This is a genomic window from Geomonas sp. Red276 (genome assembly GCF_054784495.1).
Window position 1 is genome coordinate 61,748 of the sequence record NZ_BLXW01000009.1, and the last position, 13,154, is coordinate 74,901.

Consider the following 13,154-nt stretch of genomic DNA (forward strand, 5'->3'; position numbering starts at 1 on the left):
GAGGGGTTTATCGATGGCGAAGAAGATCTTTGTGGCGGCAACCGGACAGAACTGCGGTAAGACCACCATCAGCATTTCCCTGATGCACCAGGCGAGGAAGAAGTACCGGAGGGTCGGCTTCATGAAGCCGTTCGGCCCCAAGGTCCTTCTCTACGACGATTTCATGGTGGACATGGACGCCCTCCTGATGGCCAAGGCGTTCGGGCTCGAGGAGGACATCGCCCTCATGTCCCCGGTGGCGCTGCACAAGGATTTCACCAAGGACTACCTGGCAGGCAAACTCGACGACATTTCGCTTTCGGACTGCGTGGTGCAGGCGGTGAGGGAACTGGAGGAGAAGTACGACTTCCTGATCATCGAGGGGGCGGGGCACGGCGGCGTGGGGGCGGTGGTGGGTCTCAACAACGCCAGGGTCGCCCAGCTGATCGGCGCCCCGGTCATAATCGTCACCGAGAGCGGCATCGGGAAGGTGATCGACGCCGTCCACCTCAACCTCGCCCTCTACCAGCGCGAGGGGGCGGACGTCCGGGGGATCATAGTCAACAAGCTGATCCCCGCCAAGAAGGAGCTGACCCGCAACTACCTGAAGCGGGCCTTTCAGCCGTCGGGGCTCGCGGTCATCGACGGCTTCAACTTCTCTCCGCTCCTGGCCAACCCGACGCTTGGTCACATCTCGAAGCTCTTCGACCTGCCGCTGCACGGCGATCCCAACGAGAAGAGCCGCATCATCTACAACATCCAGCTGGGTGCCGCCTCCTCCCAGCGGGTGATCGACGGCCTTTTGGACTCCACCTTGATGATCGTGACGAGCTCCCGCGACGAATTGATCGTCACCCTCTCTTCGCTCTACCACATACCGGCCTACAAGGAGAAGATCGCCGGCCTGGTGATCGCCGGCCACGGCCCGGTCTCCAGCATCAGCCAGCAGATCCTGAGCGACAGCCATATCCCCTACATCAGGGTGGAGGAGACCACCGCCGACGTCTTCACCGCGCTTTCCGACGACGTCGCCAAGATCACCTTCGAGGACCAGGAGAAGCTCGACTGGATCATGGCCAACGCCGAGCAGCACCTGGACTTCGCCGCCATCGACGCCCTGCTGTAGCAGCTACAGGGTGGTTCCCGGCCCCTTAGGGGGAGCTTCCTGCGCGCGCTGGCACCCCACGCAAAACGGGGCGAAAGGCACCGCCCTCAACCGCTCGACGCCGATCGGCTCTCCGCACGACTCGCACCTTCCGTAGGTCCCCGCCTCCAGCCTCTTCTGAGCCTCCTCCAGCTGGGTCAGCTGGCCTTTCCTGATGTCGGCCACCGCGAGCCCCGCATCGGAGAGGAGGTCGAGGATGCTCTGCTCCCCGATGTCCTGGGGAATGTCGTACTGGGCGTGGATCTCCTCGCCCGCCCGCTCGAAGATCTCCTCGCGAAGCGAAGCCCACAGTCGCCTCTTCTGTTCGGCCAACAGGTTCCGTAGTTCTAGTGCGTCTCCCTCAAGCCTCCCCTCCATCTGCCACCTCCCCGACCGTGCGGCACCTATTGCGCCTCGGTCGCTACCACGTTATCCCTCAGCCTCAGGGTGATTCGTCGGCATCGCAAACCGGGCACTGGTACTGGCCGCTTTCGTTGTCCAGCTCCAGTACCGCACCGCACACTCCGCACACCGGTGGCTTCACATTGTTGACGACAGTGCGATCCTTCCTGATCTGTTCTTCTATGGAGAGCCTTCTCATTTCGTCTCCTCCCCTACTCAAGACAGACGACCACGCCACTGACTAGCCCAAGCGGGGCCGCCCGGCGACGCACCCACAGATATCGGAATCGAGCACAGTAACTGTTTTTGAATACCACCATGATACCACCTCTTGGGGGATTCAACAGCACCTTAGCTCTCCTCTTCCAAGTGCAGTCAGTAGGAGGGAAAACAAGTACATTGGGTAAGTCGCCGAAGCGGCGAAAGTGAGTGCAGACGAAAGTTTGGAGTGGTGATGACGGGGGCTGGAGCGGGAGGTTCCGCCCCTATTCGAGATCCTGGTAGAGGATCTCCTCGCCGAGGTAGTTTCTCACCTGCAGGCGCGAGCCGTCGCGGAGAACCTGACCGGCCGGGACCTCGACCTTCCCCTTCCCCCCCGGAAGATCGATGACGTAGTGGGGGACGGCGAGGCCGGAGGTGTGGCCGCGCAGCGCCTCCATGACCTCGACGCCGCGGGATACCGGGGTGCGGAAATGGGCGGTCCCCTTGACGAGATCCATCTGGTGGAGGTAGTACGGGCGCACCCGGATGGCGAGCAGCCGGCGCATCAGCTCCCGCATGACCGACGGGTCGTCGTTGACCCCCTTAAGGAGCACGGTCTGGTTCCCGAGCTGGATGCCGGCATCGGCCAGGCGGGCGCAGGCGGCCGCCGCCTCGGGGGTCACCTCCGCCGGATGGTTGAAGTGGGTGTTGACGAACAGCGGATGGTGCCGCTTGAGCATCCGGCAAAGCCGCGGGGTGATCCGCTGGGGGAAGGTGGCGGGGACCCGGGTCCCGACCCGGATGATCTCGACGTGCGGGATCTTCCTCAGCCGGGAGAGGATGGCCTCGATGCGGTCGTCGGCATTGAGGAGGGGGTCGCCGCCGGAAAGGACCACGTCGCGGATCTCCGGCCGGGACTCGATGTAGCAGGCGGCCTCCTCTAGGGGGGCCGACCGCATCCCGCAGCAGCCGACCCCGCGCTTTCTCATGCAGAAGCGGCAGTAGACGGCGCAGGCTGCGGAGGCGATCCAGATGACCCGGTCCGGGTAGCGGTGGATCAGCCCCGGAACCGGGGAGAGGCGCTCCTCGTCGAGGGGATCGGGGGACTGGGAGAGATCGGAGAGCTCCTCGGGATCGGGGACGCACTGGCGCCAGATGGGGTCCCCCACCTCGCGGATGAGCCCGAGGTAGTACGGGGTGATCCGCATCGGGTAGCGGGTGGCCACCTCGGCAAGCGGCGCCTGGTCGATGCGAAAAAGCCCGGAAAGCTCCTCCGGGCTGGTAACGCATCGTTTAAGCTCTCTCTCCCAGCTTTCCATCAGACCTCGAGCGCCCCGATCATGGAGGCAATGGAGGGAATCCCCTTCTCGGCCAGGTAGGCTTCCATCCCGCGGGCGATCTGCTCGGCGGCGCCCGGGTCGAGGAAGCTTGCGGTGCCGACCTGGATGGCGGTGGCGCCGGCCAGGATGAACTCCAGGGCGTCGCGTGCGTTCATGATACCGCCGATCCCGATGAGCGGCAGTTTCACCGCCCTGGCCACCTGCCAGACCATCCGCAGCGCCACCGGCTTGATGGCCGGGCCGGAGAGGCCGCCGGTCACGTTGGCCAGTACCGGGCGGCGCTTGTCGAGGTCGATCGCCATGCCGGTCAGGGTGTTGATGAGGGAGAGGGCGTCGGCCCCGGCGTCCGCGCAGGCTTTCGCCATCAGCACCACGTCGGTCACGTTGGGGGAAAGCTTCACGATCATCGGCTTGGTGGTGTTCTTCCTCACCAGCCGCACCACCTCCTGGGCCGCCTGCGGGTCGGTGCCGAAGACGATCCCCCCCTGCTTGACGTTGGGGCATGAGATGTTGACCTCGATCCCCGCCACACCCGGCTGGCCGTCCAGGCGGGCGGCGACCTCGCCGTACTCTTCGAGGGTGTTGCCGTAGAGGTTGACGATCACCGGGGTGTTGACGTCCTTGAGGTAGGGGAGCTTCTGGTTGATGAAGGCATCGACCCCCACGTTCTGCAGGCCGATGGCGTTGAGCATCCCGCCCGGGGTCTCCACGATCCTCGGGGTGGGGTTGCCGGCCTTGGGCTTCAGAGAAAGCCCCTTGCTGACCATGGCCCCGATGCTCTCCAGGTTCAGGTAGTCGGCGAACTCCGCGCCGTAGCCGAAGGTGCCGGAGGCGGTCATGACGGGGTTGCGCATCTTGATCCCCGCGATTTCCACGGACATGTCGGGTCTAGTCATCGTTAACTCCATTGCAGCTCAAAACTGTCGAAGACCGGGCCGTCCTTGCAGACGCAGCGGTAGTCAGGGGTCTCGTCGGTGTGGTTGGCTCCCTTGAGGACGCATCCGAGGCAGGCACCCACCCCGCAGGCCATGCCCGCCTCCATGGAGACCTGGCAGGGAACGCCGCGGGATTGGGCCATGAGTGCCACCGCCTTCAGCATCGGGGTCGGGCCGCAGGCGAAGATCCGCATGCCGCTTCCCAGGTGCTGCTCCAGCACCTGGGTGACCAGGCCGCGCTCACCGAGGGTACCGTCGTCGGTGGAGACGTAGGTTTCCACCCCCAGCCGCTCAAACTCGGTGATGCAGAGGATGTCGTCCCGGTTCCTGCCGCCCGCGAAGAGCCTGACCTTCTCCCCCTTGAGGACCAGGTCCTTGGCGAGGTAGTACAGCGGGGCGAGGCCGATGCCGCCACCGACCAGGACCTTCTCCTCCCCGGCGGGCCCGGCCGTGAACCCCTTGCCGAGCGGGGTGAGGAGATCGACCAGGTCGCCGTGGTGCAGGGCGGAGAGCATCCTGGTCCCCTTCCCCACCACCTTATAGAGGATCTCGGTGTAGCACTGGGTACCGCAACCGGCGTACTCGGGTGCGAAGGTTCCCACGTCGAAGAGGCCGAACGGACGCCTGAGCAGGGGATCGATGGCATCGACCACCTTGAGCATCAGGAACTGCCCCGGGGAGGATTCCTGAAGCTCCTGCGGGGCGGTCATTCTCATTCGGAAGTACCCGGGAGAGACTTCCACGTTCGATAGCACCATTGATTTGAACTGCATCTCACTCCTCTGACTGCGCGCTGAAGGTATATTCCATCAGTATGGCGTCGTCGCCATTGTGGTAATATTTCTTACGCCGACCAACCTCAGTGAACCCCTGCGACCGGTAGAGTGCGATAGCCCCTCCGTTGCCGGCCGCCACCTCGAGGCAGACCACCCGGGCCCCGCTGTCACGGCTTTCCGACAGGGCATGCTCCACCAACAGCCGGCCGATCCCCCGCCCGCGCAGGGCCGGGTTCACCGCCACGTCCAGGATCTCCGCCTCGTCCACTATCTGTTTAAGGCAAAGGTAGCCGGCCACGCCCCCCTCCCCGGTCACGGCCACCACCGGAGTGCTCAAGGAAGAACCGATCTCGTCGAGGAAATGCTGGCGGGTCCAGGGGCGGGAGAAGGAGGATGACTCGATTTCCAGCACCTTGTCGAGATCCTTCTCAACCAGCCGACGGAGCTCTATTTTCTCATGAAAGCTGGGCACGACAGGGCATGATAAGCAAAGGTCAAGGCGAAGTAAACAACTTTTTCACTTTGACTTTTAGAGGGATATGCGCTAGATTTACCCCCTTACAGGACGGAGGTATACCTTGGAAAATACTAAAATTACTTACAAAGACGCAGGGGTCGACATCGACGCCGGCAACACCTTTGTGCAGATGATCAAGCCCCTGGTAAAGGCAACCTCGCGCCCGGAGGTCCTCGCGGACATCGGCGGATTCGGGGGGCTTTTCTCATTAAATATGGGGAAATACAAGCACCCGGTCCTGGTCTCCGGCACCGACGGTGTGGGCACCAAGCTTAAGCTCGCCTTCCTGGCCGACAAGCACGACACCATCGGGATCGACCTGGTGGCCATGTGCGTGAACGACATCATCGTGCAGGGTGCCGAGCCGCTGTTCTTCCTCGACTACCTGGCCACCGCCAAACTCGACCCGGCCAAAGGTGCCTCCATCGTGAAGGGGATCTCCGAGGGGTGCGTGCAGGCCGGCTGCGCCCTGATCGGCGGGGAGACCGCCGAGATGCCCGGTTTCTACAGCGGCGACGAGTACGACCTGGCGGGGTTCGCGGTCGGCGTGGTCGAGCGCGAGAAGATCATCGACGGCTCCTCCATCACGGTCGGCAACCACCTGATCGGGCTCTCCTCCTCCGGTCTGCACTCCAACGGCTACTCCCTCGCCAGGAAGGTGATCCTCGAGCGGATGGGTCTCGGCATCCACCAGGAGATCCCGGGGCTGGGGAAAACGGTGGCCGAGGAGCTCCTCACCCCCACCCGCATCTACGTCCGCTCGGTCATGAACCTTTTGCGCGACTTCAACATCTCCGGCCTGGCCCACATCACCGGCGGCGGCCTGGTGGAAAACGTCCCCCGGGTGCTCCCCCACGGCTGCAAGGCGGTCATCAGGAAGGGAAGCTGGGAGATCCCCGAGATCTTCAAGGTCATCCAGGACGGGGGGAACATCGAGGAATCCGAGATGTTCAGGGCCTTCAACTGCGGCATCGGCATGGTGCTCATCGTCCCCGAACGCGAGGCCGAAGACGTCATGATCCGCCTCTCCGGTCTCAACGAGACCGCCTACCACATCGGCGAAGTAGTCAAGTGCGACCCCGGCAAGGAGTGCGTGGAGCTCGTCTAGGGCTCCCGCTTTTCGAAAATCCATGGCGAACGACATCAAGATAGGAGTGCTGGTCTCCGGCAACGGGACCAACCTCCAGTCGATCATCGACGCCTGCTCCCGCGGCGACCTCCCCGGCCAAGTGGCCTGCGTGGTCAGCAACAAGACCGACGCCTACGCGCTCGAGCGGGCGAGAAACGCCGGCATACCCGCCGTCCACCTCGATCACCGCGCCTATACCGGCCGCGAGGCCTTCGACGAGGCGCTGGTGGCGACTCTACGCGAGTTTCAGGTCGACCTGGTGGTCCTGGCCGGTTTCATGAGGATCATCACCCCGGTCCTCATCGACGCCTTCCCGATGGCCATCATGAACATCCACCCCGCCCTACTTCCGGCTTTCCCCGGACTCCACGCCCAGCGCCAAGCCCTCGAATACGGAGCCAAGGTGGCCGGTTGCACCGTCCACTTCGTGGATGCCGGCTGCGATACCGGGCCCATCATCATGCAGGCCGCGGTGCCGGTACTGGAGGGGGACACCGAGGAGAGCCTCTCGGCCCGCATCCAGAAGGAAGAGCACCGCATCTACCCGGAGGCGATCAGGCTCTACGCCGAAGGGCGCCTCACCCTCCAAGGAAGACGGGTGCTGGTGAAGCGGTGAACGACTACCGGCCGCTGCACCAGGGTGGCAATTCAGCAACCTGTCTGTCGGACATCTCTGACGAAGGTCGGTTCCGGCGGCAGCTCATCCGGCTTTTCCTCCTCTTCACCTGCCTGCTTAACCTCTGCGCCTGCTCCATCACCAGGGCTGTCCGCGTCAAGGACGGTGCCGTCGTCCCGGTGGCGATCATGCTCGACGACCTGCGCAATGCCCGCGTCGTCCTCGTGGGCGAGCGCCACAACTCCTCATCCCACCATCAACTACAGCTCGAGGTCCTGAAATCGCTCCAGGGACAGGGGAAGGAGCTGGCGATCGGGATGGAGATGTTCGAACAGGCCAGCCAGCCCGCGCTGGACGCCTGGAGTTCGGGAAGGCTCCCGGAGCCGACCATGGAGCGGCTCTTCGCCATCGAGTGGAGGAACATCCCCTACTCGCAGTACCGCGACATCCTCCTCTTCGCCCGGGAAGGCCACATCCCGGTGGTGGCGCTCAACGCACCCCGCCGCATCGTGGAAAAGGTCGCCACCCGCGGATTCGCCGCCCTCGACAGCCACGACCGCTCCCTGCTCCCCCCCGGCACCGACGCCACGGTGAGCGAGGAGTACCAGGCCTTCATCGCCTCGGCCTACCCCCCTCACGGCCGCTCCGGCGACTCCTTCCGCTACCTCTGCGAAGCCCAGATGCTGAGAAACCGGGTGATGGCCAGAAAGATCGAGGAGTACCTCGCCCGCCGGCCGAACGCGGTCATGGTGGTGGTAGCCGGAGGGGGCCATGCCAGGATCAAGGGGGGGATTCCCGAGGAACTCTCGGGGCTTCGCTACAAGGTGCTCCTCCCTCCGGTCCCCGGCCTGACCCGGGACACAGTCACCAGGGAGGACGGGGATTACCTTTTGGAGGAGCCGCTTCTGTGAATGGAGTCGATCTTGTGGGCCATCTGCTGATCGATGGCGTAGAGCCAGGCGAGGAGCTCGGCCACCGCCTGGTACAGCTCGGGAGGGATCTCCTGGTCGAGATCGATCTGCATGAGAAGGGTGACGAGCTCGGGTGAGCTGTGGACGTATACGCCATGCTCCCTGGCGAGGGAGATCATCGCCTCGGCGGTGATGCCGGTCCCCTTGGCCACCACCCGCGGAGCGCCGTCTTCCGCCCCGTAGGCCATGGCCACCGCCCGCTTCATGTCAGCGTTCCGCTTCGACATCCTTAGCCGCCATCCTGGTGAGACTCACGCCGGCCACCGCAAGCGCCGAGCGCAGCCGATCCCCTTCTTCCCTCATTGTTCCTGCCACGCCCGGCTGGTCGCAGACGAGCTCAAGCGACAGCCCTTCGCGCCCGAGGGCGAGCTTCGCCCGCACGCCACCGAGGTGGGGGAGCACCAGGGATAGGTCGGCCTCGACGCTCCCCTCCTCACTCTCGTCCCCCCGCCTGATGGCGATCTCCATCCCCTGCCCGGGCCAGGCCTCCCCCTTCCAGTTCAGTACGCCGGAGTTGAGAAGGAGCAGCTGTTCCTTCACGATGGGAAGGGTCGCCTGATCGGCAATCTCCCCCTCCCCTTCCTTCCCCTTGTCGTCGCCCTCTCCCCGCCCCTTGAAGATCCTGGAAAGCTTTCCCTGGGGCTCCTTGAGGAGTTCGGAGAGCTGCAGCCCTCCCGCCGCCCACTGGGCGAGGTGCGACTCGTAGAAGAGCCCCACCTGGGTCAGGGCCGCTTTGAGCCGTTCGGCCAGGAGGGTCGGCGCCTGGGGCGCCCCCTCCAAAAGCGGCTCCTGGGGGGCATCCATGGGACCTGCGCCCATCGCCACGTTGGAGAGCCATCTCCCCATGGAGCTCAGCTTGACCGACGCCCCCCCGTCCGGCGAGCGGAGGATCTGGAAGGTGATCCGCGGCTCCGCGGTCACGAAGGTCATGTCCATGGTCTCGCCAGGCTGCACGTTGAGAGGGATCTCCAGCTGGTAGAGCTCCCCGGCGATGCGGGCCAGGTAGAGGCTGTTCGGGAGGTTGGCGATGATCTCGGCCTTGACCTGCTGGCCGGGGTTCATCTGCAACAGCGCGCCGGCGCGCTGCTGGAGGTCGGCGGAGGGGCTGACCGAGGTGGTCCGGGCCAGTACCGGTAGAACCTGTTTTTGAGCTTCGTCGTTGATGAACATGCGGTCTGCCCCGTTACGTCCTCTACTCCCTTCCATTTCGGCTAAATATATCTTTTCTACAGCCGATAAGCGATAAATGAAGCCAGATGTTATGTTTTTTCACTGCAGGAAGGCCGCCTTTCCGATGAAAAACCAACTGCGCATCCTGATCGTTGACGACTCTCCGGAAGACGCTCTCCTCATCGTGCACCACCTGAAGAAGGAGTTCACCCCCCTTTACCGGCGGGTGGACACCGCCCCCCAGATGCAGGAGGCGCTCGACCGGGAAGAGTGGGAACTGGTGATCTCCGACTACCTGATGCCGGAGTTTTCCGGGCTGGCCGCGCTGCAACTTTTGCGTGACCGGGGCTCGGACCTGCCGTTCATCATGGTCTCCGGGCAGCTCGGCGAGGACGTTGCCGTCGAGGCGATGCGGGCCGGTGCCCAGGACTTCCTGATCAAGGACCGCCTTTCCCGCCTGGTCCCGGCCATCAAGAGGGAGCTTAAGGAAGCCCAGGTCCGCCGGGAGAGGTGCGAGGCCCAGTCGGCCTTGTCGGCAACGGAGGCGCGATTCAAGAGCCTGGTGGAACAGTCGCTGGTCGGCATCTACATGCTCCAGGAGTGCCTCCTCACCTACGTCAACCCGAAGTTCGGCGATATCTTCGGCTACCGGCCGGAAGAGCTGATGGGGAAAAAGACCCTCCTCGACCTCGTGGCCGGGGAGGACCAGATCAGGGTGAAGGGGCATTTTCTCGACCAGCTCCGCCAGGGGAGCGGCAGTCTTCACTGCTTCTTCCGCGGCATCCGGCAGGACGGCCTCCTGGTCGACCTGGAGGTCAACGGGGCGCCGACCGACCAGGACGGCCACCACGCCGTCATCGGGACGGTCCTCGACATCACCGAACGCAAACGGGCCGAGGCCGAGCTGAGCAAACTTTCCCAGGCGGTCGAGCAAAGCCCGGTGTCGGTGGTGATCACCGACCTCAGGGGGATCATCGAGTACGTGAACCCCAAGGTGCTCGAGGTGACCGGGTATACTGAGAAGGAACTGATCGGTAAGCGGACGAGCGTCTTCAAGTCCGGCCACATGGAAGACGCCTTCTACCAGGACCTCTGGCAGACCATCAGCTCGGGACGCGAGTGGCATGGCGAGCTGCAAAACCGCAAGAAAAACGGCGACCTCTTCTGGGAGAGCGGCTCGATATCGGCGGTGAAGGACGGGGACGGCCGGATCACCCACTTCGTCGCCCTCAAGGAGGACGTCACCGAACGGAGGCTGGCCGTCGAGCAGCTGAGGCAGGCCCAGAAGATGGAGGCGGTCGGCCAGCTGGCAGGCGGGGTCGCCCACGACTTCAACAATCTCCTGACCGTCATCAACGGCTACAGCACGCTCCTCATCAGGGGGCTCGATACCGGTTCCGCCATGCGCAGGGAGGCGGAGCAGATCCTCAAGGCCGGCGAGCGGGCCGCCGAACTGACCCGCCAGCTTTTGACCTTCAGCCGCCGCCAGATCCTGGAACCGAAGGTCCTCAACCTGAACCAGCAGATCCGCTCCTTCGAGAAGGTGCTGACCCGCCTGATCGGGGAGGACTTCCCGCTCACCTCCCTCTTGGCCGACGACCTCGGCTTCATAAAGATGGACCCGGGACACTTCGAGCAGGTGCTGGTCAACCTGGTGGTCAACGCCCGCGACGCCTCGGAGCCCGGAGGGAGCATCACCATCGAGTCCGCCAACTGCCACCTGGACGACGCCTTCGTGCAGCTCCACCCCGGCGCCACCCAGGGGGACTACGTCCGGATCTCGGTGACCGACCAGGGGACCGGGATGAGCGACGAGGTCAAGCGGCGGATCTTCGAGCCGTTTTTCACTACCAAGGAGATGGGGAGGGGAACCGGCCTCGGGCTCGCCACCGTCTACGGCATCGTCAAGCAGTGCGGCGGCTATATCGAGGTCGACAGCCACCCCGGCTGCGGCACCCGCTTCAACGTCTACCTCCCCCGCGTCTACCAGCAGGCGGAGGCCCCCAAGCGGCCGGTGGCCGCCGACGGCAACGAAGGTAGCCACACCATCCTGGTGGTGGAGGACGAGCCGGGGGTGCTCAACTTCGTGGTGCACACCCTCAAAAAGCACGGATACCGGGTGCTGGAGAGCGTCGATCCCGAACTGGGCGTGAACATCTTCGAAGAACACCAGGAGGAGATCGACCTCCTTTTGACCGACGTGGTGATGCCGTTCATGAGCGGTCCGATGCTCGCCGACATCCTGGTCGGGAAAAATCCGCAGCTTAAGGTAATCTTCATGTCAGGGCATACCGACAACCGCGTCAATTTCGACAAGATCCAGCAGCAGGGGATGCAGTTTCTCTCCAAGCCGTTCACCAGCGATACCTTGGCACGCAAGATCAAAGAGACCCTCGACGAAGCGCAGGGGGGTGCCACGGGAGCATCCTCAGGAGGTAGCAATTGAAAGGGAACATCCTGATAGCAGATGACGAGGAGATGATCCGTGATCTGATCAACATAACCCTCAGCAAGGAAGGGTTCACCTGCCACCAGGCCTCCAGCGCCGAAGAGGGACTGGAAGTCGTGAACCGCCTCCCGGTGGACATGGCGCTTTTGGACATCATGATGCCGGGGCGCTCGGGAATCGACCTTTTGAAGGACATCAAGAAGATCACCCCGGACATCCCGGTGCTGATGATCACCGCCATGAACGACATGGATACCGCCCTCTCCTGCATCCATCTCGGCGCGGAGGATTACATCACCAAGCCGTTCAACCTGGAACGGGTGCTCCTCACGGTTAAAAACACCATGGAGAAGCGCCGCCTCGTGATGGAGAACCGCGAGTACCAGGCCAACCTGGAACTCAAGGTGAAGGAGCAGACCGAGACCATCCGGACCGTGATGGGGGAGATCAACCAGGCCTACGAGCATACCCTGGCGGCGCTGATCAGGGCGCTGGACGCCCGCGAGAAGGAGGTCGGCTCCCATTCGGAGCGGGTGATGAACTACGCGACCCTTTTGGCCCGCACCGCCGGCATCGACGAGGTGGCCTGCGGCATCCTGGCCAAGGGGGCGCTCCTGCACGACATCGGGAAGATCGGCATCTCGGACAACATCCTTCTCAAGCCGGCCAAGCTGGACGAGGCCGAGTGGGTCATCATGCGCCAGCACCCGGCGGTGGGGTTCGAGATCCTTTCGGGAATCAGGTACTTCGAGGGGGCGGCCGAGCTCGTCCTCTCCCACCACGAGTGCTACGACGGCAGCGGTTACCCGCACGGCCTCAAAGGGGACGCCATCCCCATCAGCGCCCGCATCTTCGCCCTGGTCGATACCCTCGACGCCATGACCTCGGATCGCCCTTACCGTAAGGCCTTGAGCTACCAGCAGGTGCGCGACGAGGTGATCAGGTGCAGCGGAAAACAGTTCGATCCCGCCCTGGTGGAGGTCTTCCTGAGCATCCCGAAAGCGGAGTGGGAAAAGGCTGCCGGGAAGGAGCTCCTGTAGCCGCTCCCTCCCCCGCGCCTTGATCTCCAACCCAACAGCAGCAACAGCTGCAGACCAATACCCTGGTACAACTAAACGGACAGAACTACCGGATCGTGAAGACCAACGTCACCGGGAGCAGCAGGGGGTTCAGCCTGCTCGGCTTCATCACGGTGGTTTCCCCCAACTACATCAAGGCGGTCCAGCACCTCTACAAAGAGGCCGGCATCACCGAAGGGAGGGCGCTCGCCATCGCCAACATCGCCCAGCAGGATACCGCCCCCTATTTCGTCCTCTTCTCGCTTCCCAAGATAACGCTGCGGGCCGATGTCATCGAATTCACAGGGCCTCCCCTTACGGCGCCCTCGCAGCAGCCGGGGGCACCACCACTGCATTAATCCCGAGGGGCCGCGCGAGCGGCCCTTTTCATGTCGAGTTGTTCCTTGCCGATCCCCCATCCATGTAGTATAAGCCTCTCTCATGGGAAATTTGGTCGTCTCTGGAGC

General features: G+C 63.8%; 15 protein-coding genes. 7 read left to right on the forward strand and 8 right to left on the reverse strand.

Features of this window, described 5'->3' with window-relative positions:
* The first annotated feature begins 13 nt into the window (after positions 1 to 13).
* Positions 14 to 1,105 carry an AAA family ATPase gene (locus ACYVL5_RS08370; protein WP_460595104.1) on the forward strand — a complete coding sequence of 364 codons (1,092 nt, stop codon included), beginning with the start codon at positions 14 to 16 and terminating at the stop codon, positions 1,103 to 1,105.
* A gap of 3 nt (positions 1,106 to 1,108) precedes the next feature.
* On the opposite strand, the gene ACYVL5_RS08375 is transcribed toward ACYVL5_RS08370, so the two are convergent.
* The 6 genes from ACYVL5_RS08375 to rimI all read right to left on the reverse strand — a co-directional run bounded on the left by ACYVL5_RS08375 (position 1,109) and on the right by rimI (position 5,249).
* Positions 1,109 to 1,501, reverse strand: coding sequence for a TraR/DksA family transcriptional regulator (locus tag ACYVL5_RS08375; protein ID WP_460595105.1), 393 nt, complete (start codon positions 1,499 to 1,501; stop codon positions 1,109 to 1,111).
* Between the two features lie 64 nt (positions 1,502 to 1,565).
* A complete protein-coding gene (locus tag ACYVL5_RS08380) occupies positions 1,566 to 1,724 on the reverse strand; it encodes a hypothetical protein (protein WP_460595106.1) in 159 nt (52 codons plus the stop codon).
* 286 nt (positions 1,725 to 2,010) lie between these two features.
* Entirely contained in the window at positions 2,011 to 3,045 is a 1,035-nt protein-coding gene (locus tag ACYVL5_RS08385; protein WP_460595107.1) for a KamA family radical SAM protein, read from the reverse strand.
* On the reverse strand, positions 3,045 to 3,962 hold the full coding sequence (locus ACYVL5_RS08390) for a dihydroorotate dehydrogenase (protein WP_460595108.1): 918 nt from the start codon (positions 3,960 to 3,962) through the stop codon (positions 3,045 to 3,047). The genes ACYVL5_RS08385 and ACYVL5_RS08390 overlap by 1 nt, the downstream gene beginning before the upstream one ends.
* Before the next feature lie 2 nt (positions 3,963 to 3,964).
* The gene (locus tag ACYVL5_RS08395; protein WP_460595109.1) at positions 3,965 to 4,774 is read right to left on the reverse strand and encodes a dihydroorotate dehydrogenase electron transfer subunit; all 810 of its coding nucleotides are present in this window, start codon (positions 4,772 to 4,774) and stop codon (positions 3,965 to 3,967) included.
* 1 nt (position 4,775) lies between these two features.
* On the reverse strand, positions 4,776 to 5,249 hold the full coding sequence (gene rimI, locus ACYVL5_RS08400; protein WP_460595110.1) for a ribosomal protein S18-alanine N-acetyltransferase: 474 nt from the start codon (positions 5,247 to 5,249) through the stop codon (positions 4,776 to 4,778).
* Positions 5,250 to 5,355: 106 nt separating this feature from the next.
* Here rimI and purM point away from each other — a divergent pair, with 106 nt between their 5' ends.
* The 3 genes from purM to ACYVL5_RS08415 are packed head-to-tail and all read left to right on the forward strand — an operon-like array spanning position 5,356 to position 7,950.
* A complete protein-coding gene (purM, locus tag ACYVL5_RS08405) occupies positions 5,356 to 6,402 on the forward strand; it encodes a phosphoribosylformylglycinamidine cyclo-ligase (RefSeq protein ID WP_460595111.1) in 1,047 nt (348 codons plus the stop codon).
* 22 nt (positions 6,403 to 6,424) lie between these two features.
* Positions 6,425 to 7,039, forward strand: a complete 615-nt coding sequence (gene purN, locus ACYVL5_RS08410) for a phosphoribosylglycinamide formyltransferase (RefSeq protein WP_460595112.1) — start codon at positions 6,425 to 6,427, stop codon at positions 7,037 to 7,039.
* Positions 7,036 to 7,950 carry a ChaN family lipoprotein gene (locus tag ACYVL5_RS08415; protein WP_460595113.1) on the forward strand — a complete coding sequence of 305 codons (915 nt, stop codon included), beginning with the start codon at positions 7,036 to 7,038 and terminating at the stop codon, positions 7,948 to 7,950. The genes purN and ACYVL5_RS08415 overlap by 4 nt, the downstream gene beginning before the upstream one ends.
* On the opposite strand, the gene ACYVL5_RS08420 is transcribed toward ACYVL5_RS08415, so the two are convergent.
* Both ACYVL5_RS08420 and fliK read right to left on the reverse strand, forming a co-directional pair.
* Positions 7,923 to 8,237 carry an EscU/YscU/HrcU family type III secretion system export apparatus switch protein gene (locus ACYVL5_RS08420; protein ID WP_460595114.1) on the reverse strand — a complete coding sequence of 105 codons (315 nt, stop codon included), beginning with the start codon at positions 8,235 to 8,237 and terminating at the stop codon, positions 7,923 to 7,925. The genes ACYVL5_RS08415 and ACYVL5_RS08420 overlap by 28 nt on opposite strands.
* On the reverse strand, positions 8,218 to 9,180 hold the full coding sequence (gene fliK / locus ACYVL5_RS08425; RefSeq protein WP_460595115.1) for a flagellar hook-length control protein FliK: 963 nt from the start codon (positions 9,178 to 9,180) through the stop codon (positions 8,218 to 8,220). The genes ACYVL5_RS08420 and fliK overlap by 20 nt, the downstream gene beginning before the upstream one ends.
* 124 nt (positions 9,181 to 9,304) lie before the next feature.
* On the opposite strand from fliK, the gene ACYVL5_RS08430 reads away from it, so the two are divergent.
* Genes ACYVL5_RS08430 through ACYVL5_RS08440 form a run of 3 tightly spaced genes read left to right on the forward strand, consistent with a single transcriptional unit; the run spans position 9,305 to position 13,046 of the window.
* Positions 9,305 to 11,626 (forward strand): hybrid sensor histidine kinase/response regulator, encoded by a 2,322-nt coding sequence (locus ACYVL5_RS08430; RefSeq protein WP_460595116.1) that lies wholly within the window; start codon positions 9,305 to 9,307, stop codon positions 11,624 to 11,626.
* Positions 11,623 to 12,669 carry an HD domain-containing phosphohydrolase gene (locus ACYVL5_RS08435; RefSeq protein ID WP_460595117.1) on the forward strand — a complete coding sequence of 349 codons (1,047 nt, stop codon included), beginning with the start codon at positions 11,623 to 11,625 and terminating at the stop codon, positions 12,667 to 12,669. The genes ACYVL5_RS08430 and ACYVL5_RS08435 overlap by 4 nt, the downstream gene beginning before the upstream one ends.
* Positions 12,670 to 12,716: 47 nt before the next feature.
* Positions 12,717 to 13,046 carry a DUF6567 family protein gene (locus ACYVL5_RS08440; RefSeq protein ID WP_460595191.1) on the forward strand — a complete coding sequence of 110 codons (330 nt, stop codon included), beginning with the start codon at positions 12,717 to 12,719 and terminating at the stop codon, positions 13,044 to 13,046.
* The last annotated feature ends 108 nt before the right edge of the window (positions 13,047 to 13,154 follow it).